The 20714-nt window shown below is 65.9% G+C and carries 22 protein-coding genes and 1 tRNA gene; 5 read left to right on the top strand and 18 right to left on the bottom strand.

Translation table 11 applies throughout. The features are described from left to right. Positions 1-192 precede the first annotated feature (192 nt). Complete coding sequence (locus WJU17_RS15575) at positions 193-897, bottom strand: VWA domain-containing protein (protein WP_346328311.1); 705 nt, start codon at positions 895-897, stop codon at positions 193-195. Between the two features lie 135 nt (positions 898-1032). After that, positions 1033-1794 (bottom strand): tetratricopeptide repeat protein, encoded by a 762-nt coding sequence (locus WJU17_RS15570; RefSeq protein ID WP_346328310.1) that lies wholly within the window; start codon positions 1792-1794, stop codon positions 1033-1035. Positions 1795-1932: 138 nt separating this feature from the next. On the opposite strand from WJU17_RS15570, the gene panC reads away from it, so the two are divergent. Then, positions 1933-2784 carry a pantoate--beta-alanine ligase gene (gene panC, locus WJU17_RS15565; RefSeq protein ID WP_346328309.1) on the top strand — a complete coding sequence of 284 codons (852 nt, stop codon included), beginning with the start codon at positions 1933-1935 and terminating at the stop codon, positions 2782-2784. 27 nt (positions 2785-2811) lie between these two features. Here panC and WJU17_RS15560 read toward each other — a convergent pair whose 3' ends face one another. From WJU17_RS15560 to WJU17_RS15530, 7 genes are all read right to left on the bottom strand, one after another. Then, positions 2812-3216 (bottom strand): DUF1489 domain-containing protein, encoded by a 405-nt coding sequence (locus WJU17_RS15560; RefSeq protein WP_346328308.1) that lies wholly within the window; start codon positions 3214-3216, stop codon positions 2812-2814. 7 nt (positions 3217-3223) lie between these two features. Continuing rightward, entirely contained in the window at positions 3224-4405 is a 1182-nt protein-coding gene (locus tag WJU17_RS15555; RefSeq protein WP_346328307.1) for an acetyl-CoA C-acyltransferase, read from the bottom strand. Positions 4406-4480: 75 nt separating this feature from the next. After that, positions 4481-5059 carry a hypothetical protein gene (locus WJU17_RS15550; RefSeq protein WP_346328306.1) on the bottom strand — a complete coding sequence of 193 codons (579 nt, stop codon included), beginning with the start codon at positions 5057-5059 and terminating at the stop codon, positions 4481-4483. Positions 5060-5069: 10 nt separating this feature from the next. Continuing rightward, positions 5070-6470: a magnesium transporter gene (gene mgtE / locus WJU17_RS15545; protein WP_346328305.1), complete on the bottom strand. Its 1401-nt coding sequence runs from the start codon at positions 6468-6470 to the stop codon at positions 5070-5072. Between the two features lie 79 nt (positions 6471-6549). Beyond that, positions 6550-6636: transfer RNA gene (locus WJU17_RS15540), tRNA-Leu, on the bottom strand. A 60-nt stretch (positions 6637-6696) separates the two neighbouring features. Continuing rightward, positions 6697-7419: a phosphoadenylyl-sulfate reductase gene (locus WJU17_RS15535; RefSeq protein ID WP_346328969.1), complete on the bottom strand. Its 723-nt coding sequence runs from the start codon at positions 7417-7419 to the stop codon at positions 6697-6699. After that, positions 7416-7976 (bottom strand): NAD(P)-dependent oxidoreductase, encoded by a 561-nt coding sequence (locus WJU17_RS15530; protein ID WP_346328304.1) that lies wholly within the window; start codon positions 7974-7976, stop codon positions 7416-7418. Before WJU17_RS15530 ends, WJU17_RS15535 begins: the two co-directional genes overlap by 4 nt. Positions 7977-8214: 238 nt before the next feature. On the opposite strand from WJU17_RS15530, the gene WJU17_RS15525 reads away from it, so the two are divergent. The 4 genes from WJU17_RS15525 (at position 8215) to WJU17_RS15510 (ending at position 11779) form a co-directional block, all read left to right on the top strand. Further along, positions 8215-8640 carry a nuclear transport factor 2 family protein gene (locus tag WJU17_RS15525; protein ID WP_346328303.1) on the top strand — a complete coding sequence of 142 codons (426 nt, stop codon included), beginning with the start codon at positions 8215-8217 and terminating at the stop codon, positions 8638-8640. Between the two features lie 31 nt (positions 8641-8671). Continuing rightward, positions 8672-9316, top strand: a complete 645-nt coding sequence (lipB, locus tag WJU17_RS15520) for a lipoyl(octanoyl) transferase LipB (RefSeq protein WP_346328302.1) — start codon at positions 8672-8674, stop codon at positions 9314-9316. A gap of 164 nt (positions 9317-9480) precedes the next feature. Beyond that, entirely contained in the window at positions 9481-10296 is an 816-nt protein-coding gene (locus WJU17_RS15515) for a glycosyltransferase family 2 protein (protein ID WP_346328301.1), read from the top strand. After that, positions 10259-11779 (top strand): lipopolysaccharide biosynthesis protein, encoded by a 1521-nt coding sequence (locus WJU17_RS15510; RefSeq protein ID WP_346328300.1) that lies wholly within the window; start codon positions 10259-10261, stop codon positions 11777-11779. Before WJU17_RS15515 ends, WJU17_RS15510 begins: the two co-directional genes overlap by 38 nt. Before the next feature lie 9 nt (positions 11780-11788). On the opposite strand, the gene WJU17_RS15505 is transcribed toward WJU17_RS15510, so the two are convergent. The 9 genes from WJU17_RS15505 to WJU17_RS15465 all read right to left on the bottom strand — a co-directional run bounded on the left by WJU17_RS15505 (position 11789) and on the right by WJU17_RS15465 (position 20696). After that, on the bottom strand, positions 11789-12043 hold the full coding sequence (locus tag WJU17_RS15505; protein WP_346328968.1) for an acylphosphatase: 255 nt from the start codon (positions 12041-12043) through the stop codon (positions 11789-11791). 32 nt (positions 12044-12075) lie between these two features. After that, positions 12076-14061, bottom strand: coding sequence for an acetyl-CoA carboxylase biotin carboxylase subunit (gene accC, locus WJU17_RS15500; RefSeq protein WP_346328967.1), 1986 nt, complete (start codon positions 14059-14061; stop codon positions 12076-12078). Between the two features lie 21 nt (positions 14062-14082). Next, positions 14083-15615 (bottom strand): acyl-CoA carboxylase subunit beta, encoded by a 1533-nt coding sequence (locus WJU17_RS15495; protein WP_346328299.1) that lies wholly within the window; start codon positions 15613-15615, stop codon positions 14083-14085. Positions 15616-15770: 155 nt separating this feature from the next. Beyond that, positions 15771-16472 carry an ATP12 family protein gene (locus tag WJU17_RS15490; protein ID WP_346328298.1) on the bottom strand — a complete coding sequence of 234 codons (702 nt, stop codon included), beginning with the start codon at positions 16470-16472 and terminating at the stop codon, positions 15771-15773. Then, positions 16469-17146, bottom strand: coding sequence for an HAD-IA family hydrolase (locus tag WJU17_RS15485; RefSeq protein ID WP_346328297.1), 678 nt, complete (start codon positions 17144-17146; stop codon positions 16469-16471). Before WJU17_RS15485 ends, WJU17_RS15490 begins: the two co-directional genes overlap by 4 nt. Continuing rightward, positions 17139-18107 (bottom strand): RluA family pseudouridine synthase, encoded by a 969-nt coding sequence (locus WJU17_RS15480; RefSeq protein WP_346328296.1) that lies wholly within the window; start codon positions 18105-18107, stop codon positions 17139-17141. Before WJU17_RS15480 ends, WJU17_RS15485 begins: the two co-directional genes overlap by 8 nt. Continuing rightward, positions 18104-18490, bottom strand: a complete 387-nt coding sequence (gene crcB / locus WJU17_RS15475) for a fluoride efflux transporter CrcB (RefSeq protein WP_346328295.1) — start codon at positions 18488-18490, stop codon at positions 18104-18106. The genes WJU17_RS15480 and crcB overlap by 4 nt, the downstream gene beginning before the upstream one ends. Then, on the bottom strand, positions 18490-19371 hold the full coding sequence (locus WJU17_RS15470; protein ID WP_346328294.1) for a hypothetical protein: 882 nt from the start codon (positions 19369-19371) through the stop codon (positions 18490-18492). The genes crcB and WJU17_RS15470 overlap by 1 nt, the downstream gene beginning before the upstream one ends. Continuing rightward, entirely contained in the window at positions 19368-20696 is a 1329-nt protein-coding gene (locus WJU17_RS15465; RefSeq protein ID WP_346328293.1) for a replication-associated recombination protein A, read from the bottom strand. The genes WJU17_RS15470 and WJU17_RS15465 overlap by 4 nt, the downstream gene beginning before the upstream one ends. Positions 20697-20714 lie beyond the last annotated feature (18 nt).

Genomic DNA, 20714 nt, shown 5'->3' with positions numbered 1-20714 from the left:
TATCGCTTACAGGATGCCGAGTGTGGCGCGCGGGGCGGCCCGGCGCAAGTGTCACGGCCTCAATGGCGCGAACGAGTGCTTCCCTGCGCATTCACCTCTCCCCTACGGCACGACCCGGCCTGCCCTGCTTCCGGAAATAATGTCCCATGGAGGTGACGCAAGCCAGCATCGTCACGGAAACGTTACGACCGGTCACCGAGCGCCGATCAGGCCTGCCAGGCGGACGGCCTGTCCCCCCTTGCGTTTGCCGTAGTCGGCCAGCGCCTTGCGCCCGCCGGCGGCGAACACCGCCACGGCGCTCAAAAGGTCGCGCAGCTGGTCGGCGCTGGCTTCATCGAAGCGGCACCATGCGCCACCCGACAGACGCGCGGCCTCCCGAAACACGGTCTCGGCATAAGGGTCCGCGCCTTCCTGGAACATGAAGACGGGTACGCCCAGCACGCCAAGCTCGCCCGCGACGGCGCAAATGGGATCGACCTCTTCCTCGCAGCTGTCACCCACATAGACCAGCGCGCTGACCGTGCCTTCGCGCGCTTCCTTGACGGCCCGCTTCAGCACCCGCTGGATCTGGGTATAGCCGCCCTGGCAGGCGATGGAGGTCATGGCGCGCAGCAGCGGGGCCGATTGACCGTACCATGCGCTGGCCTTGCATTCCCGATAGCCGCGAAAGAACACCAGCTTGATATCGAGGCCGCCCACCGCATCCGCCTCGCGAAACATGTCACCCTGAATCTGGCAGGCGCGATCCCAGGTCGGCTGGCGGCTCATGGTCGCGTCGAGCGCGAAGATCAGGCGGCCCCTGCGCCCACGATCAGGCACCGGCGTGACGGCCAGCGTGCGCAGAAACGCATCGACCTCGCCCGAGCCGCCGACAATTTTCGGTGTCTTGCTCACCATGCTTGAGTATCGTCCCGTAATGCCCAATGAACCCGTCGGTTTACGTGGCGTCTCCGACCTCCGCGGACAAGGGCGATGTGGCGAAAGGCCGCGAATGCCCTGGACGGACGATCCGGTCAGGCATGGAACGGTGTCCTAAGCGCCGGGCGGTAGGTCCATCTCGCGCAGACGCTGACGGGCCATGTCGTACCAATCTCGCTGCGCCCGGTAATAATGCTTAGGCGCCGTCGATACGAAATCGACGACCTTCTGGTACATCTCGCGCGACTTGACGCTGTCGCCAGTTCGGTCAAGCAGCCGCGCATAGCGGGCGCGGGCCTCCTCGCCGGGGAAATACTCGACCAGGTAGGCATATTCCATCTTGGCCAGGTCGTGATGGCCGGCCTCTTCGAGCGCGCGGGCATACAGCAGGTGGCCGTCGGCGGAGGCATAGTCCGGATTGGCGGCGCGCAGATCATCGAGCACTTCCACCACGCTATCGTAGCGCCCCTGACCGAACAGCGCCCGCGCGCGGCCCATCATCAATGTAGGGTCGGTGACGTAATGGCCAGTGAGCGCTTTTTCATAGAGTTCGGCCGCTTCGTCGTACATCTCGAGAGACAGGCACTCTTCCGCGAGCCTGCGCTTGTTCTCGATCGTGTCGGCGACGCTTAGGTTCCGCATCCTGCGCCGCAGGTCGCGCTGCGGGTCGACGACCTTCGTGATGTCTTTGGCGACCTGACGTCCGGCACGGCTGTGCAGCAAATCCGGCAGCATCTGGGTGACGACGTAGATGGCGCAGCCGATCGCCGGCACGAAGACAATGATGTAAAGCCAAGGACTGACACGATTCGTCCTGACGGCATGCAGTCCGCAGGCAAATTGGGCGGCGATGGAGATAATGAGCAGGGCCGGCATCGGCATATCCCGCGCTGAAATTAACCTTGTGTCCTTAATACCCCAGCACCGTCACGATTGCCAACACGTGCTGCTTCTCCATAGGCCGCCGACGATTTTTTGCTGCCTTGCCCGGCGCGCTTGCGTAAGGTGCGCGCCATGCTGAACCGGCCTGACATTATCCGCACCGTCACCGAGCTGCGCGCCATGGTTTCCACCTGGCGCCGCGATGGTCAGTCCATCGCCCTGGTTCCCACCATGGGCGCCCTTCATGATGGCCATCTGTCGCTGATGCGGCTTGCCGCCACCCAGGCCGACCGGGTCGTGGCCAGCATCTTCGTCAATCCGGCCCAGTTCGGGCCGGGCGAGGATTTCGAGCGCTATCCTCGTACCGAAGCCGAGGATGTGGCCAAGCTGGCGACAGTCGGCGTGGATGCCGCCTTCGTGCCCCATGTGCGCGAGATGTATCCGGAAGGCTTCGCCACCAGAGTGCATATCGAGCGGCTCGGCGACGTTCTGTGCGGCGCGCACCGTCCGGGCCATTTCGACGGCATGGCGCTCATCGTCGTGAAGCTGCTGACGTCGGCGCTGCCCGATGTGGCGATCTTCGGCGAGAAGGACTACCAGCAGCTTCAGATCATCCGGCGCTTTACCGCCGACCTGAACATTCCCGTGCGCATCATGGGCGCGCCCATCGAACGGGAGGCGGACGGCCTCGCGTTGTCGTCGCGCAACCGCTATCTGTCGCCGGAACAGCGCCAGACGGCCGTGGCCTTGTCGGTGGCGCTGCGGATGGTGCGCGATGCGGTAAGGAGCGGCGACGATCCGGCGGCGGCCTCGGCGAAGGCGCGCGAGGACATCCTCCAGGCCGGCTTCGACGCCGTCGACTATGTCGAGGTGCGCGATCCCTGGTCGCTGGAGCTGGTGACCGAGCCCGGCAGGCCGGCAAGGGTCTTCGGCGCGGCGCGGCTGGGAAGCACCCGGCTCATCGACAACTGGGCCATTGAGTAAGCGGATCGCGCTCGAGACCTCGGGCGCTTAGAGAAGCCCCAGCTCCCGCAACTCGGCGATCATCTCGGGCGGCATGTCGCCCGAATCACCCTCGCGCAGGTCCGGCGGCGCGTCTTCGGGCTTCAGGTAGCGCCAGCCCTGATGCGGCCGGCGTGGCCAAGGCTGTACCGCCACCACCTCGCCATCCAGATAGAGCCGGCAGTAAGCCTTGCCCGCCTCGTCCTCCAGCCTCTCGAAACCGGTGAGACGCTGGCGGGCGAGGATCTTGCGGCTGATGATCCAATAGACCGAGCCGCCGTCGAGCAACTCGTCGGCGCGCTTGGGGATGTTGCGCGTATGAATGCTGCGCTCGTCCCCGCGCGACTTCATCACCTGCCGCAGGTGGTCGAGGTCCGTGACCCCGACCGCCGGGCGCAGCAGATGCACCGTCATCGGGTGCTCAGGCCAGTTCGATGGCGAGCGCCGTCGCTTCGCCGCCGCCGAGGCAGATCGCCGCGACGCCGCGCTTCAGGCCGTGCTTTTCCAGCGCGTTGATCAGGCCGACGATGATGCGGGCGCCCGACGCGCCGACCGGATGGCCGAGCGCGCAACCGCCGCCATGGATGTTCATGATGTCGTGGCTGATGCCCAGATCGCGCATCACCGCCATCGGCACCACCGCGAACGCTTCGTTCACCTCGAACAGGTCGACGTCCGACACCTTCCAGCCCACGCGGTCCAGCACCTTCTTCACCGCGCCAACCGGCGCCGTGGTGAACCATTCCGGCTCCTGGGCGAAGGTCGCCTGGCCGACGATGCGGGCCAGCGCTTTCACGCCGCGCTTGTCGGCGTTGGAGCGTGCCATCAGCGTCACGGCGGCGGCGCCGTCGGAGATGGAGCTGGAATTGGCGGGAGTCACCGTGCCGTCCTTGGCGAACGCGGGCTTCAGGTTCGGAATCTTGGAATGGTCGGCGGTGCGGGGCTGCTCGTCCGAATCGATGACCACCTCGCCCTTGCGGGTCTTCACCGTGACCGGCGCCATTTCGCGGCGGAAGGTGCCATCCACATTGGCGGTCTGGGCGCGGGTCAGCGAGGTGACCGCGAAGGCGTCCTGCTCCTCGCGGGTGAACTGGTAGCGCTGCGCGGTCGCCTCGGCATAGGTGCCCATCAGGCGGCCGTGGCGGAAATCCTCCAGGCCGTCGGTGAACATGTGATCCTTTACCTCGCCATGGCCCATGCGCAGGCCCTGGCGGACCTTCGGCAAAAGATACGGCGCGTTGGACATGCTCTCGAGGCCGCCAGCGATGACGATGCCGGCCGCGCCCGCGACGATCATGTCGTGGCCCTGCATGATCGCCTTCATGCCCGAGCCGCACATCTTGTTGACGGTGGTCGCGCCCACGGTGTCGGGAATGCCCGCGCCCAGGCTGGCCTGACGGGCCGGCGCCTGGCCGAGACCGGCCGGCAGCACGCAACCCATGATGCATTCGTCATAGTCGGCGCCGGCGACACCGGTTTCCGCGACGGCCTTGGCGATGGCGATCGCGCCGAGCTGCGGCGCGGTCAGCGACGACAGCTCGCCCTGGAACGTGGCCATGGGCGTGCGGCCGATACCGGTGATGACGATCGAATCTGCGGACATTGAGGTTCCCTTCATGGCGGCGCCGTGGACGGCGAATTGACAGGACGCAGTTGTCTTGCGCCACCGGGCGTCGAGTCAACCCAGAAGCGACTCAAGCTCCCACGTCATATTGCGGCGCGCCCGTGCGTCACACGCATCGCGGAATGCATCGGTGCAGTAGAGAACCGGTTTCGCCAGCGCACCGCGCAGGAACGCGCTTCGCCCTTGTCGGTAGAGCTCGTCCGGCACCGTTTCATATTCACCCCGCACCTGCCCCGCATATTGCCGATAGCGTGCATCCGCGGCGCCGAGAATCGCCATGTCGAAATCGAGAAACCATGCGCTATCTGGGGGATGGCTGCGCGCCAGGTCATGATCGATGGTGGCGAGGATCATGGCGCGAACGGCATGAAACCGGTCGTCTTCCGCCTTGCCCGCCGCGTGCCATTCGGAATCGAAGAGCGCGGCGCTGAGCCTCTCGTTTTCGCCCTTGGCGGCCTTGGGATCATAGACCGCGTCGTGATACCAGATCGCCAGACGAACGGCTTCCGGATCCGCCAGGACAACGGCATGTGCGTCCAGCAGCCCCAGCAGCTCTTCGATATGCTGCAAGGTATGATAGCGGCGCTGTGGCTCGCGATAGCGATTCTTCAGGGCATCCGTAACCAGGTCCATGACGCCCAGCCTACAACAGGATGAGTGCCGCGAGCCCCAGAAAGGCGAAGAACCCGACCACATCGGTGATGGTGGTGACGAACACGCCCGAGGCGACGGCGGGATCGACACCCGCCTTCGTCAGACCAAGCGGGACCATGACGCCAGCGAAGGCCGCGATGATCAGGTTCACGATCATGGCGCTGCCGATGACGAGGCCGAGCATCCAGTTGGAAAAATACAGTCCGACGGCGGTGCCGATCATCAGCGCCATGACCGCGCCGTTGAGACTGCCCACCGCCGCTTCGCGGCCGATGGTGCGCAGCGCGTTGGCCGATGTGAGTTCCTTGGTCCCCAGCGCCCGCACGGCCACGGTGAGCGCCTGGGTGCCCGCATTGCCGCCCATGCTGGCCACCATGGGCATCAGCACCGCGAGCGCCACCATCTGCTCGATGGTCGCGTCGAACATCTTGATCACCGAGGCGGCCATGGCCGCCGTGAACAAATTCACCACCAGCCAGGGCAAGCGGGTCCGCACGGTCCACAGCACCGATTCGTGGACCGAGGCGTCGGACACGCCCGAGAGCAGCAGGATGTCTTCCTGCGCCTCGTCATGGATCACGTCGACCACGTCATCAACCATGATCACGCCGAGCAGGCGGTTGTCCTCGTTCACCACCAGCGCCGAGATCAGATCGTACTGCTTGAACAGGTAGGCGACTTCTTCCTGGTCGGTGGTCGCGTTGATCAGCACTGGATCGAGTTCCATGATGTCCTCGACCTTCACCGGACGCTTGGCGCGCAGGAGACGGTTGAGCGGCACCGAGCCGATCGGCTTCATCTTGGCGTCGATGACGAAGATCTCGTAGAAATCCTCGGGCAGGTCCTCGTTGTCCCGCATGTAGTCGATGGTCTGACCCACGGTCCAGTAGGCCGGCACCGCGATGAAATCGCGCTGCATGAGGCGGCCCGCCGTCTCTTCCGGATAGGCCAGCGCCGCCTCGACATCGGCGCGCTCGTCCACCGGCATGGCATCGAGCACCTGACGCCGGTCCTCGTCGTCCAGATCCTGGATGAGGTACGCCGCATCGTCGGCTTCCAGTTCGCTCATGGCCGCGGCGATCTCGCGCGGCTCCAGCAGCTCGATGACCTCGTCGCGGACGGTTTCCTCGAGCTCGGTGAGCGCTTCCGGCTCGATCAGGTCGCGCGCGACCTCGATCAGCTTGCGCCGGTTCTTCGACGACAGTTGCTCGATGAGATCGGCCTGGTCGGCCGCGTGATATTCCTCGAGCAGCGCGTGGATGAAGGCCGTGTCGTCGGTCCGGAGCGCTTCGGCGACCTGGGCGACTTCGTCCTCGGACACGCGATAAGGCGAGGGTTCGGGAGCCTCGGCGACGGGGCGTTGGTCGAAATCCGCCTCTTCGTTCTGCACGGGCACCCCCTGTCGGTTACAGGATAGCAGAAGAAAAAAGACCTGCAGGCATTGAGGTTACCTGCAGGTCCATAAAACTTGGTGCGGTCGAGAAGACTCGAACTTCCACGGGCTTTCGCCCACAGCGACCTCAACGCTGCGCGTCTACCAATTCCGCCACGACCGCAGTGAGGCGCTCAAGTAGCAAAAACGGTTGCGCCCCGCAAGGCCAGAACGGGCCTTCACGTCAGATGTTTTCTGCGACGTGGATTCCGCACTCGGTCTTGTCGGTCCCGGCCCAGCGTCCGGCCCGGTAATCCTCGCCCGGCTGAACGCGCTTGGTGCAGGGCATGCAGCCGATCGAAAGGTAGCCATCGGCCACCAGCGGATGGCGCGGCAGGTCCTTTTCGTTGGCGATGGCCTGCAGGTCTTCCAGGCCGAAATTCGCCAGCGGATTGATCTTGATCCGGCCTTCGCTCTCCTCGATCAGCGGCAGCGCCGCGCGCGTGCTGGTCTGGAAGCGCTTGCGTCCCGTGATCCAGGCATCGAAGCCCTCCAGCGCCTTGTCGAGCGGCCGCGTCTTGCGCAGGTCGCAGCAGGCGTCGAGATTGCGGGTCCACAGCAGGCCATTCTTGTCCTCGGCCTTCACCTCTTCCACGTCAGGCTTGATCGACCGCAGGTCGGTCAGGCCGAACCGGCTGCGCAGCGTATCGCGATAGCGCAGCGTCTCGCCGAACAGCTTGCCCGTATCCAGGAACAGGATCGGCGTCGACGGATCGACCTGCGCCACCATCTCGATCAGCACCGCGGATTCGGAACCGAACGACGAGACCAGCGCGATCCGCCCCGGAAAGACCTTCTTGATCATGACCTCGAGCAGATCCTTGCCGTCGAGGTGGCCGTATTCGGCCTGCAACCACGTCAGGTCGGGGACGCCGCCTTGCTGCTTCAATTGTGTCGCCGCAGTCATATCAACCACTCGCTTTTCTCGATCAGGGCATCGGTACGCTGCGCGACCGTCGCCATATCGGCGCCTTCCTCGATCCACTTCCGGCGCTGCGCCGACAGCGTCCGAAGCCTCTCGGCCCATTCGGGCCCGAATTCGCTTTCAAGGCGGCGCCGCAAGGCACGCGCCAATCCCGGACTTTGACCGCCGGTCGCCACGGTGATCAGCAGATCGCCGCGTCGCACCATGCCGGGAACATGGAAGTCACAGAACTCGCGGACATCCTCGACATTGACCAGAACACCGTGCTCCCGGGCCATCAGGGCCAGCGCCGCCGAGGCGTCGCGGTCGAGGCCGGCTACATACAACACACCGATCCCGGTCAGATCCGCCATTTCCGGCAGGCGGTCATGCACCGCGCCATCGGTCAACAGGCCAAACCGATCGACCTCGCCCGGCGCGAATACCGGGACCTGCCGGGCGCCGCCATCGCGAAGCTGGGTCACGCGGCGCTCGGCGGCGGGACCGTTCCCGGCCACCGCCATCGCCACCATCGCCGGATCGATCATGAGTGGTATCATGCGCCAGTCCCGCTTCGGTTCGTACCGGCACGGCATACCGCGCCATTAATTGTCCGTCATATATTAGTGATAACGGATAAAATCTCAAGGGAACATGTAGAACCCAATATAATACATAAATTCTATGTTTAATCAGATTCTTCCACCGATCGGCCGACGTTGTGGTGGATGTGGGCCGGAGCTGTCCCTATTCTGGCGCCTCTGGGACTACTCACTGAACCGCGGAAGGGGAGAAAAAATGGCTGATAACGTGCAGTATGTGGCGGACCGCATCGCGCTGATGGACGTCATGCTGAAGTACACCAAGGGCGTGGACAACCGTGACATGGCGCTCTACCGCTCGGTGTTCACCGACGACGTCGACGTGGTCGGCTTCGGCGCCGACACCTATCATGGCGGGGATGCGTGGACCGCATACGTCAAGACCGCGCTGGAGGCCTATGGCCCGACCCAGCACATGCTCGGCCCGCAACTGGCGACCGTCGATGGCGACACCGCCCACTGCCGCACCGACGTGCAGGCCCTGCACTATCTTAAGGACAAGCCGAACACCACGCTGACGCTGTGGGCCACCTATGAGAGCGACATGAAGCGCGTCAATGGCGAGTGGAAGATCTCCCGCCACAAGCTGGTGCCGCGCGGCACGCGCATCCAGGCGGATTGATCGCGGCCGGTCGCGTTCTATCCTTACGGGCATGGAACCCGACTGGAAGATATCGCCTGCGCCCGTCGCCTATCCGGACGCGCTGTCCTTCATGGAACAGCGCGTCGCCGGGATCGGCGACGGGACAGCACCCGAGATGGTCTGGCTGCTGGAGCATCCGCCGCTCTACACGGCCGGCACCAGCGCAGATCCCCACGATTTGCTGATGCCGGGGCGCTTTCCCGTCTACGAGACCGGGCGCGGCGGCCAATACACCTATCACGGACCCGGCCAGCGCGTGGCCTATGTGATGCTGGACCTGAACCGGCGTGGCCGTGACCTGCGGCGCTACATCGCCTCCCTCGAACAATGGATCATCGACAGCCTTGCCCTGCTCGGGGTCTCCGGCGAACGCCGCGAGGGCCGGGTCGGCATCTGGGTCGCGCGCGGCGGCGGCCGCGAGGACAAGATCGGCGCGATCGGCGTTCGCGTCCGGCGCTGGGTGAGCTATCACGGCATCGCCATCAACGTGAATCCGGCGCTCGAGCACTTCACCGGCATCGTCCCGTGCGGCATTTCCCAGCACGGCGTGACGTCGCTGGCCGATCTGGGGCTGAGCGCCACGATGGATGATCTCGACCGGGCGCTGCGCACCACTTTCCCCCGTGTCTTCGACGAGACGCGCGCCATCGCCTGACGGGGTCGCCGATGCGCGGCGGCCTTTCCTTCCGGCGGGGCAACGGCTAGATTGCGGAACCGATCCAGGGCCAACCGGACTCCACCTTCCATGCAGTCATCCTGCGCCATCCGCGACCTGCGTCGGCGTCCTGCCGCGAGGCGCGCAGTCATGGTGGCGACCGCATGAGCGCCGCGCCGGTCCTCGCCGACATCATCTGCACCTTCTTCAACGCGGCGGGCACATTGCCCCGGACGATCGACGCGCTCACCGGCCAGACCGAGGCGCGCATCCGGATCCTGCTGGTCGATGATGGCTCCACAGACGAGAGCGCCACCATCGCCGAGCGGGCCGCGGCGGCCGATCCCCGGATCGTGTCTCTGCGCAATCCCATCCGCGGCCGTGGCCGCGCCCTCAACCACGGGATCAAGCAGTCGCACGCGCCGCTGCTCGCCATCATGGACGCAGACGACATCGCCCATCCCCGATGGATCGAAGACATGGTGGCCCTGATGGCCGCGCATCCTCGGCATGCGGCCATAGGCTGCGGCCGGGTCTACATCTACGGCCAGGGCGATGCCCAATGGCCGGCGGACAGCGGTATGACACCGCCCCGGGACGTCACGGCGCGGCTTGGCCGCGGCAACCCGATCTGTCATTCCGGTTCGGTGATCCGCCGTGAGGCGCTGGCCGCCGTCAGCTTCTATGACGCGGCACGCACCGACAATTTTGATTACGATCTCTGGGTACGGCTCATGCTGGCCGGCCGGTCCCTGGGCGTCACCAGCGCCGTGCGCCTGGCCAAGCGGTACCATGGGGGCCAGAAGTTCGCCGCCGCCAGCGGCTATGTACGCTCGTCCATCAGGGTCCAGGTCCGGGCGATCCGGCGCAGGGGCGGCAATCCGGCCGACTGGCTATGGGTGCTGGCGCGCCTCGTGCGCGAAACGGTTCGGCAACGGCGGCGTGCGCGCCTCCTCGAACGGCGCGGCCATGCCGGGTAATCCGTTCACGGCGTTGCTGCGTCATCAAGCCGTACGGTCCGTTCTGACCTATGGCGGCACGAACGCCTTCGCTCGCGCCATCGGCGGCATCATCACCCTGCTCTATGCGTTCAAGCTGTCGCCCACCGAACTGGGCGTGTTCGCCGTTTTCATGAGCCTTGTCGGGCTGGCCGACGTGCTGGCCGATCTGGGTGTGTCCCATGCCATCGTGCGCCGGTACTTCGACCAGGACACGGCGGAAGGTGGCGCGCGGGCGTATCTCAGCCGCGTGGTGTTCACCGCCCGTCTGCTGGCGCTGGCGACATTCGCCGTCGTCGGTGTCGTCCTGCTCTTGGGCTGGGATGCGCTGGTCAGCGGCAAGGTACCGTTGTGGCCGTTCCTGCCGCTGGTGCTGGTGCTCGCCTATGTCTACCGGTCGAGCAAGCTGTTCGACGCGGTCGTGCGCACGCTCGATCATCCGCGCAAGTTCGCGGTCTATCGGATCGTGCAGGTCATCGCGCTCGCGGCCCTGTCCGGCGTTCTGGTGTTCTGGCTGGAGATGGGCATCCTGGGCGCCGTGCTCGCCAACGTGCTCTCGGCCATCATCGGCGCCGTGTTTCGCGGCGTCAGCATCGCCGGGCTGTTGCCGCAGCGGGTTGGCAGACTGCCGCGCGGCGAGATCGGGCAGTTGCTGGCCTATGGCGTGCCGCTGATCCCGCGCGAGTTGGCGGACTGGGGCCGGACGCTGGCCTTGCGGCTGATCGTGGCGAACTTCCTGCCCATGGCCCAGGTCGGGCTGCTGTTTCTCGCCGCCTCGATCATCGCGCCGCTCGGCCTGCTGATCACCTCGTTCGAGATGTGGTTCAACCCGGTCTACATGCGCATGCGCACCCGCATGGCGGGCGGCGGCGAGAGTCTGCTGCGCCGGCTGCGCCTGATCCGGCAGATGCTGCTGGCGGCGATCACACCCTGCTATCTGGCGGCGATCCTGTTCCTGCCGCCGGTGGTGGAGCTGATCCTGCCCGACCGCTACGCCGATACGCTGCCGCTGCTCGCGCCCTATCTGCTCGCGTCCTATATCGCCCTGCTGGGACAGTTCCAGGCGCGCCAGCTGCTGTTCCTGAAGCGCACGGCGACCATTTCCATGATCTCCGTCACCACCATGGTGCTGATGCTGGCGGCGGCGCCGTTCCTGATCCTGGCGTTCGGACTTGTCGGCGTCGCCTGGGGCGCGCCGGTGGTCAACATCGTCGGGCTGCTGCTATTCTGGCGCGCGGTGTCGAAAAGCGAGCCGAACGAGCTCACCGCGCGGGACGCGGTCCTCGGCATCGCGCTCATGGCGGTGCCGGCGATCTACGAACTGCTGCACGGCGCTCATGTTCAGGGCGCCTTGGACGTGGCGCTGCGCTGCGCCTACCTGGTGTTCAGCGTGGGACTGATCGTCGGCTTGTGGCTCTGGCCCAACCGGACCCTGCTGGCCAGACGCTTCTGGAAAGAGGTCTGAGGACAGGCCTCAGGCCGTCTCGATAACCTCGAAGCCATCGCCGGGAACGTCCTTGCAGGGATCGGACACCACCTCGATGACCTTTGCGCCGGGCGGCCCGAGATAGCAGGCCATCATCATGTCGATGACGTCGTCGTTGCTGCCGCTGAACACGGCCTCGACGCTGCCGTCGGGCTTGTTGCGCACCCAGCCGCGAATGCCGCGCCGTGCGGCCTCGCGCTGGACCCACATCCGGAAGCCGACGCCCTGGACGCGGCCCCGGATGGTCGATTTGACGGTTCTGCTCAGGACACGGCCTATTCGAATTCCATGATCACCTGATCCACCGCCAGGCTGTCGCCCGGCTTGGCGTGGATCTTGGCGACCTTGGCCTGCTTCTCGGCACGCAGGATGTTCTCCATCTTCATGGCCTCGACCGCCGCCAGCGGCTGACCCGGGAACACCTCGTCGCCTTCGGCGACCGCGATGGACACGACAAGCCCGGGCATGGGGCACAGCAGGAACTTGGACGTATCCGGCGGCACCTTGACCGGCATGAGCGCGGCGTATTTGGCCACCAGTGGCGACTGCACGACCGCCTTCAGGAAGGCGCCGTCATGAGTCAGCAGGTAACCATCGGCGAGACGGTCGACCTCGACGCTGAAGGGCGCGCCGTTCAGCAGGCCCTTGAACACGAGCTGGCCGGGCTTCCAGTTGGACTGGATGTTGACGAAACGCCCATCAAGGAAGATGTCCCATCCGGCCGTCGCATCGGCGATCCGCGCCTCATGGGACTCGCCATCGAGGGCGATCACCCAATCCTTCACATCGGCGGGCTTCCAGTGAGGAAGCTGGCCCGAAATGGTCGCCTCGCGCGCGCTCGAGAGCGTATGCACGACGGCCGCGACGCCGATCAGACCATCACGGGCGGCCGGTGAGAGCGTCGCGCCCAGGAAACCGTCGGGATATTCCTGCGCGATGAAGTTGGTGGACAGGCGGCCTTCCTGAAAGCGCGGATGCGCCATCACGGCCGACAGGAAGCTGATGTTGTGTGATATACCGCGCAGATAATACTCGTCCAGCGCGAGCCGCATGCGGGCGATCGCCTCGTCGCGGGTCGGCGCATAGGTGCACAGCTTCGCGATCATGGGATCGTAGAACATGCTGATTTCCGAGCCTTCGTAGATGCCTGTGTCGATACGGACACCATCGGTCTCGGCCGGCGGCTGGTAGCGGGTGATGCGGCCGATGGACGGCAGGAAGTTGCGCAGCGGGTCCTCGGCGTAGATGCGGCTTTCCACGGCCCAGCCGGTCAGCTTCACGTCGTCCTGGGTCAGCTCGAGCGGCAGCCCGGCGGCCGAGCGGATCATCTGCTCGACCAGATCGACGCCGGTGATCAACTCCGTCACCGGATGTTCCACCTGCAGACGGGTGTTCATTTCTAGGAAGTAGAAGCCGCCCTGCGGATCGACGATCATCTCGACCGTGCCGGCGCTGTCGTAATCCACCGCCTTGGCCAGCGCCACGGCCTGCTCGCCCATGGCCTTGCGCAGTTCGGGGGTCAGGAACGGGCTCGGCGCCTCCTCGATGACCTTCTGGTGACGGCGCTGGATCGAACATTCGCGCTCGCCCAGATAGATCACGTTGCCGTGCTTGTCGCCGAGAACCTGGATCTCGATGTGGCGCGGTTCCTCGATGAACTTCTCGATGAACACGCGGTCGTCGCCGAAGCTGGAGCGCGCCTCGTTGGTCGCCGAGGTGAAGCCTTCGCGGGCTTCGGCGTCGTTATAGGCGATGCGCATGCCCTTGCCGCCGCCGCCGGCCGAGGCCTTGACCATGACCGGATAGCCGATGTCGGCGGCGATCTTGGCCGCTTCCGCCTCGTCCTTGATCACGCCCATGTAGCCGGGAACCGTGCTCACATTGGCCGCGGCCGCCAGCTTCTTGGATTCGATCTTGTCGCCCATGGCGAAGATGGCGCGCGGGTTCGGACCGATGAAGGCGATGCCTTCGGCCTTCAGCGCCTCGGCGAACTTGATGTTCTCGGACAGGAAGCCGTAGCCGGGATGCACTGCCTGCGCGCCGGTCTGGCGGATCGCATCGAGGATCTTGTCGATGATCAGATAGGACTGCGCGGCGGGCGGCGGGCCGATATGAACGGCTTCGTCGGCCATCTGCACATGCAGCGCTTCACGGTCGGCATCGGAATAGACGGCCACCGTCTTGATGCCGAGCTTGCGGGCGGTCTTGATGACCCGGCAGGCGATTTCGCCGCGATTGGCGATGAGGATCTTGTCGAACAGCATGGGCTTCCTCCCCTGGCCTTAGAGCGGCAGGTTGTCGTGTTTCTTCCAGGGATTGCGCACGTCCTTGTTCTTCAGGATGCGCAGCGAATGGGCGATCCGGCGCCGCGTCGAGTGCGGCATGATCACCTCGTCGATGAAGCCGCGGCTGGCGGCGACGAACGGATTGGCGAACCGCTCCTCGTACATCTTGGTGTGCGCCGCGATCTTCTCGGGGTCACCCAGATCCTTGCGGAAGATGATCTCCACCGCGCCCTTGGCGCCCATGACGGCGATTTCGGCCGTCGGCCAGGCGTAGTTCACGTCGCCGCGCAGGTGCTTGGAGCTCATGACGTCATACGCGCCGCCATAGGCCTTGCGGGTGATGACGGTCACCTTCGGCACCGTCGCCTCGCCGAAGGCGAACAGCAGCTTGGCGCCGTGCTTGATGATGCCGCCATATTCCTGCGCCGTTCCCGGCAGGAAGCCCGGCACGTCGACCAAGGTCACGATCGGAATGTTGAAGGCGTCGCAGAAGCGGACGAAACGGGCCGCCTTGCGCGAGGAATCGATGTCGAGGCAGCCGGCGAGCACCATGGGTTGGTTGGCGACGATGCCGACGCTCGAGCCCTCGATGCGGCCGAAGCCGGTGATGATGTTGCCGGCGAACTTGGGCTGGATCTCCATGAAGTCGCCTTCATCGACGATCTTGGAGATCAGCTCGTGCATGTCGTAGGGCTTGTTGGGATTGTCGGGGATCAGCGTATCCAGCGACATCTCGACGCGGTCGGCGCGATCGTAGGTCTCGCGGACCGGCGGCTTTTCCCGGTTGTTCAGCGGCAGGAAGTCGAAGAAGCGGCGGGTCTGCAGCAGGGCTTCCACGTCGTTCTCGAACGCCAGATCCGCCACCGACGACTTGGTCGTGTGGGTGATGGCGCCGCCGAGCTGTTCCTGGGTCACCGTCTCCTGAGTGACGGTCTTCACCACTTCCGGCCCGGTCACGAACATGTAGGACGTGTCCTTCACCATGAAGATGAAGTCGGTCATGGCGGGCGAGTACACCGCGCCGCCCGCGCACGGGCCCATGATCAGCGACAGCTGCGGGATCACGCCCGACTGCTCGATGTTGCGCTGGAACACGTCGGCATAGCCGGCCAGCGACGCAACGCCTTCCTGGATGCGGGCGCCGCCCGAATCGTTGATGCCAATGACCGGCGCGCCGACCTTGGCGGCCATGTCCATCACCTTGCAGATCTTCTCGGCGAAGGTCTCGGACAGGGCGCCGCCGAACACGGTGAAGTCCTGCGAGAAGACGAAGACCAGGCGGCCATTGATGGTGCCGTGTCCGGTGACCACGCCGTCGCCGGGAATCTTCTGTTCGGCCATGCCGAAGTCGGTGCAGCGATGCTCGACGAAGGTGTCGTATTCTTCAAAGGAACCGGGATCGAGCAGCACTTCGAGGCGCTCGCGGGCGGTCAGTTTACCGCGCTTGTGCTGCGCCTCGATGCGGGCCTCTCCGCCGCCCAGACGGGCGCGGGCGCGGCGCTGTTCCAACTCGTGCAAGATTTCCTGCATGGTGGGATACCCCCAACGATTGTTTGTTCATTAATGGAGAGACCGGTCCGGCGACCGGCAATTCGGGTGCGACCATATAGCAAGGTTACGGCCTTTGTAACAGAATCTCGCAGCTGCGTGACAGGCCCTTTACTGGGGCCGGGCCGCGCGAAAATTCACGGCTCGGCGCGGGCCAGGGCCATGAATTCCGCCGCGTCGACAATATCCTGACGGCGCAGCGCCCGATGTTCGGCCGCCTCCTCGTCGATCCCCCAGAACTCTTCCTGCCAGAACTCGTCGATCGCGCTGATGTCGAAAGCCTCCGCCGCCGTCAACCGGCCCTCGACCACGGCCAGCGCCAACACAACCGACCCGGTGCCGTGGGTCAGCTTGTGGGCCGCGACCATGGTGAAATCATCATAGGCATCGAGCAGCAGCCGGACCGTCTCGACGAGGCCGGGCTCCTGATCCACCGGGATGATGCCTTGGGTAACCACGAAGCGCAGGCCGAGCGCGCCTTGCGCCCAGTCGATCAGCGGGTGCCAGCTCTGGTCCTGCCGGGCTCTCAGGCCCTGCGGCGCCTCGGCCCGGTAGCACAGCAGATCCGTCGCCGCATAGGCCGCCGTGTTGGCGACGATATCGCCCCGGCGCAGGCGCATCAGATCCAGCGCCGCGTTGGAGAGCCCCGTCATGGGCATCAGGTGAGGCCGGATCTCGGTCTCCTGCGCGTCCCATTCCGCCGCGACCTGTCTGGCCAGGGCAAGGGACGGCAGCACCAGCGGCGCCTTGGCCGGCGTGCGGATCGGCTTTCCGTCCAGATGCACGGCGAAACCGCCTGGCGCGGGCTCCACGGCGACATGCTTGTAGAAGCGCTTCACGCCGCGGGCTCCCAGAGCGTCTCCAGCCAGGGCGACAGGCCGTCATATCCCGCCAGCACGTGGCGGGCGCCGGCGGCGGTCAACTCGTGCGGCGGATGATAGCCCCAGGACACGCCCAGCGCATGGGTGCCGGCATTGCCGGCCATGCGGATGTCGAACACCGTATCGCCCACCATGACCGTGTCGGCGGGCCGCGCGCCGGTGGCCCGCATGGCGTTCTCCAGCATCCCCGGATGGGGCTTGCCCGGCGCATCATCGGCGGTTTGCAGCGTGACGAACATGTCCGTCAGATCATGCATTTTCAGCGTCGCGGCCAAGCCCTTGCGGGATTTGCCGGTGGCGACGCCGAGCAGGTAGCCCGCATCGGCCAGCGTGGCCAGCGCCTCGCGCACGCCGGGAAACAGCGGTTCGGCATGGAGCGGATCATGGCGCAGCAGACCGAACGCGTTCTTGTAGGATTCGGCCAGGGTGACATGGGCGGCACGGTCCAGATGCGGCACGAGCGTCTCCACCGCCTCGACCAGGCCCAGCCCGACCACGCGGCGGACGGCGTCGAGATCGGGCACGGTCATGCCGTGACCGTCGAACGCATGACTCAAGGCGGCGAAGATGACGTGCTGGCTGTCGACGAGCGTACCGTCGCAATCGAACACGACCAGACGCAGATCAGTCATCGTCGAACACGTCCTGCTTCATGTTCGGGTCGAACTCGAACAGCGACCAGGTCTCGCGCATATGCGGCGGCAGCGGCGCCGTCACGTCGATCATGCCGCGCACGGGATGCGGAATGGCGATGTGACGCGCATGCAGATGCAGCTTGGCCGATACGCCGTCGCGGAAGGCATCCTCGCCGCCATACTTGCCGTCGCTGACGATGGGGGTGCCGAGCTGGGCGCAATGCACGCGCAGCTGATGCGTCCGGCCCGTCACCGGCCGCAGCGCCAGCCACGACATGGCGTTGCCCGCCGCCTCGATGACCTTGTATTCGGTGATCGCCTTCTGCCCCTTGTCGCCGGGGCGGACGCGCTCGTCCTCCTCGCCGTCCTTTTCCATGAACGAGGTGATCTCGCCCTCGTTCGGCGACGGCACGCCGATGACCAGCGCCCAGTAGGTTTTCTTGGTGGTCCGGTCCTTGAAAGACTTGGCCAGCGCCGCGGCCGCGAGCCGGGAGCGCGCGAGCACCAGCACGCCGCTGGTATCCTTGTCGAGCCGGTGCACGAGGCGCGGCCGCTCGGACGCGCCGAAACGCAGCGCGTCCAGCATGCCGTCGAGATGCTTGCCGATGCTGGTGCCACCCTGCACCGCGAGCCCCGGCGGCTTGTTGATGACGATCACGTGCTCGTCCCGGAACAGCACGGCATCCTGCAGAAGACGGGCATCGGCGTCGCGGATCGGCGGCGGCGCGGCCTTTTTCATGGGCAGCGCCATGTCGCCCATGGGCGGGATACGGATCTGGTCGCCGGCCGAGAGCCGATAGTCGGCCTTGGCGCGTTTGCCGTCGACGCGGATCTGGCCGGTCCGGAGCAGCTTCTGCAGATGACCGAAGGACAGCGCGGGAAAATGCTGCTTGAACCACCGGTCGAGGCGCTGGTCGGCATCGGCCGGTTTGACGGTGCGGGTTTCGACAATGCTCACAGGATGGACCTCACAAGGAACATGCCGAAGAACACGGCGGCGACGCACAGGACGACCGAGCCGGCGACATAGGCGAGCGCGGGAAACACCTCGTTCCGCTGAATCATCAGCACGGTCTCCAGCGAGAAGGATGAAAAGGTGGTGAAGCCGCCGAGCAGGCCGACGGTCAGCCCCGCCTGGAGCGCCGGCGACGGAGAGAATTTCACGGCGAACAGTTCGATCAGAATGCCCATGATCAGGCCGCCCAGCACATTGACCGTCAGCGTGCCCCAGGGGAAACCGGGTCCGGTCCAGCGCATGACCTGGCCGGCCAGCATGAACCGCGCGAGGCTGCCCGCCGCGCCGCCGGCCGCCACCGCCATATAGGTATAATAGCTGCTCATCACAGGATCCCGAACGTCCAGCCTTCGCTGCGGCGCACACTATCCGATAAGCCCGGCGGATTCCACATCGCGGGATCGGCCGCCAGGGCCCGCAACGCGGCGGCCGCGACCAGCGCATCCGTCATGTCGTCGGTGAGGCCCGCGCCCTCGCCGCCCCACGCTTCCCCGACGCCCCGAGACCCATAATGCGCGAGCACCCGGTCAAGCCGGGAAAGGTCGCGCACCTTGCCGGGTCCTTCCCCGGCCAGGCGCACGAAGGCGGTCGGGAATGCCTCGACCGCCACCAGCCGCGCGTCGTCAGCCGGCTCGAACGGCCAGATGGCGACGCCGTCATGGGAGTTCAGCCAGCGCAGCGCCCGCATGCCCGACAGGGCGGCTTTCCCCACCTGACGCGCCCCGACCATGTTGAACACGGATTCGGGCGTCCCGCGTCCGCCGGCCTGCGCCTGTCTTTCCGTTTCCCGCAGCCGGCGGCGATAGGCCTCTCCGGTCATGATGCCCCGGCGAAAATGATCGGCGAACGGTTCGACATCGGCCAGAGCGCCGCCGAACAGGCATTCGTCGTCGAAACACATGGCCTCGACCAGATCCCAGAAGGCGGCGTAGTCGGCCGGGTCGTCGGCGAAACCGGGGAAATAGGCCCGGTGATCCTGCCACGGGAAGCTGAAGGAGAAATCCAGGCCGCACAGCACCCGGGCGGCCGAGGACCGCGCCAGCAGCCAGTGGATGACATCGGGGCGGGACCAGGGCCCGCCGCGCGGATTGGCCACCAGTACCGGCGCGCCATCGCCGGGCGCGCAAACCGCGACCTGCAGGCGCCGCAGTCTGGTGCCGCGTTCGCCGGACCAGTCGATGCCGACGAACAGATCGAAAGCGGTCATGATGGCTCGCCGGTCTCGCGTGCCCGTCGCTCGGCGCGCAGCTTGGCCCAGTATTCCAGGCGCTTCTGGATGTCGCGCTCGAAGCCCCGTTCAACCGGCCGGTAGAACTGGCGCCGGGGCATGTCCTCGGGGAAGTAATCCTGGCCGGAGAAACCGCCTTCCGCATCGTGATCGTACTCATAGCCTTTGCCGTAGCCGAGCGTCTTCATCATCTTGGTCGGCGCGTTGAGGATGTGCTTGGGCGGCATCAGCGAGCCGGTCTCGCGCGCCGCCGCATTGGCCATCTTCGCCGCCGTATAGACCGCGTTCGATTTGGGCGCGGTGCCCAGATAGACGACCGCCTGCATGATGCCCAGCTCGCCCTCGGGAGAGCCGAGAAAATCGTACATGTCCTTGGCCGCCAGCGCCTGGACCAGCGCCTGCGGATCGGCCATGCCGATATCCTCGGCCGCGAAACGCACGAGCCGGCGGGTGATGTACAGCGGATCCTCGCCCGCCGTCAGCATGCGGGCCAGATAATAGAGCGCCGCGTCCACGTCCGAGCCGCGCAGGCTTTTATGCAGCGCGCTGATCAGATTGTAGTGGCCTTCCTGCGCCTTGTCGTAGACCGGGGCGCGGCGCTGCACCAGGTTCGCCAACGCCGCCGTGTCGAGCGGCGCGGTCTCGGGCGCCAGCGCCTCGATCTCCTCGACCATGTTGTAGAGGAACCGCCCGTCACCATCGGCCATGGCCTTGAGCGCGGTCCGGGCATCCGCATCGAGCGGCAACGGACGGCCCAGTTCCGCCTCGGCCCGGTTCAGCATTATTTCCATGGCCGCATCGTCCAGCCGGTTGAGCACCATCACCTGCGCGCGAGATAGCAGCGCCGCGTTCAGCTCGAACGACGGATTTTCCGTGGTCGCGCCCACCAGGATGACGGTGCCGTCTTCCACATAGGGCAGGAAGGCATCCTGCTGTGACCGGTTGAAGCGGTGTATCTCGTCGACGAACAACAGCGTGCCCTTGCCGTCGCGCCGCCGCGCCTTGGCCGTCTCGAAAACCTTGCGCAGATCGGCGACGCCGGAGAACACCGCCGAGACCTGCTCGAAATGCAGGTCCACGTGATCGGCCAGCAGGCGCGCGATGGTCGTCTTGCCCGTGCCGGGCGGTCCCCACAGGATTAGCGAGGCCATGCGGCCCGCGCCGAGCATGCGTCCGATCGGGCTCGTGGGCCCGAGCAGGTGATCCTGCCCGACCACATCCTCGATCCGCGCCGGCCGAAGCCGCTCGGCCAGCGGACGGGGCGCGCCCGCCTCGAGCCCGGCATTGTGAAAAAGGTCCGTCATGCCGGGTACTTTAGGCTC

It is taken from the genome of Iodidimonas sp. SYSU 1G8 (assembly GCF_039655775.1).
GTDB lineage: Bacteria > Pseudomonadota > Alphaproteobacteria > SMXS01 > SMXS01 > RI-34.
Note: the sequence above shows the minus strand (reverse complement) of the source record. Positions and strands in the feature narration are given on the sequence as shown.

Coding starts and splice junctions, on each gene's coding strand:
- WJU17_RS15495 (WP_346328299.1), bottom strand. CDS start 15,615: ATGCAGGAAATCTTGCACGAGTTGGAACAGCGCCGCGCCCGCGCCCGT.
- WJU17_RS15575 (WP_346328311.1), bottom strand. CDS start 897: ATGGTGAGCAAGACACCGAAAATTGTCGGCGGCTCGGGCGAGGTCGAT.
- WJU17_RS15555 (WP_346328307.1), bottom strand. CDS start 4,405: ATGTCCGCAGATTCGATCGTCATCACCGGTATCGGCCGCACGCCCATG.
- lipB (WP_346328302.1), top strand. CDS start 8,672: ATGGAACCCGACTGGAAGATATCGCCTGCGCCCGTCGCCTATCCGGAC.
- panC (WP_346328309.1), top strand. CDS start 1,933: ATGCTGAACCGGCCTGACATTATCCGCACCGTCACCGAGCTGCGCGCC.
- WJU17_RS15465 (WP_346328293.1), bottom strand. CDS start 20,696: ATGACGGACCTTTTTCACAATGCCGGGCTCGAGGCGGGCGCGCCCCGT.
- WJU17_RS15470 (WP_346328294.1), bottom strand. CDS start 19,371: ATGACCGCTTTCGATCTGTTCGTCGGCATCGACTGGTCCGGCGAACGC.
- WJU17_RS15560 (WP_346328308.1), bottom strand. CDS start 3,216: ATGACGGTGCATCTGCTGCGCCCGGCGGTCGGGGTCACGGACCTCGAC.
- WJU17_RS15525 (WP_346328303.1), top strand. CDS start 8,215: ATGGCTGATAACGTGCAGTATGTGGCGGACCGCATCGCGCTGATGGAC.
- crcB (WP_346328295.1), bottom strand. CDS start 18,490: ATGAGCAGCTATTATACCTATATGGCGGTGGCGGCCGGCGGCGCGGCG.
- WJU17_RS15535 (WP_346328969.1), bottom strand. CDS start 7,419: ATGACTGCGGCGACACAATTGAAGCAGCAAGGCGGCGTCCCCGACCTG.
- WJU17_RS15570 (WP_346328310.1), bottom strand. CDS start 1,794: ATGCCGGCCCTGCTCATTATCTCCATCGCCGCCCAATTTGCCTGCGGA.
- WJU17_RS15485 (WP_346328297.1), bottom strand. CDS start 17,146: ATGACTGATCTGCGTCTGGTCGTGTTCGATTGCGACGGTACGCTCGTC.
- WJU17_RS15530 (WP_346328304.1), bottom strand. CDS start 7,976: ATGATACCACTCATGATCGATCCGGCGATGGTGGCGATGGCGGTGGCC.
- WJU17_RS15550 (WP_346328306.1), bottom strand. CDS start 5,059: ATGGACCTGGTTACGGATGCCCTGAAGAATCGCTATCGCGAGCCACAG.
- WJU17_RS15515 (WP_346328301.1), top strand. CDS start 9,481: ATGAGCGCCGCGCCGGTCCTCGCCGACATCATCTGCACCTTCTTCAAC.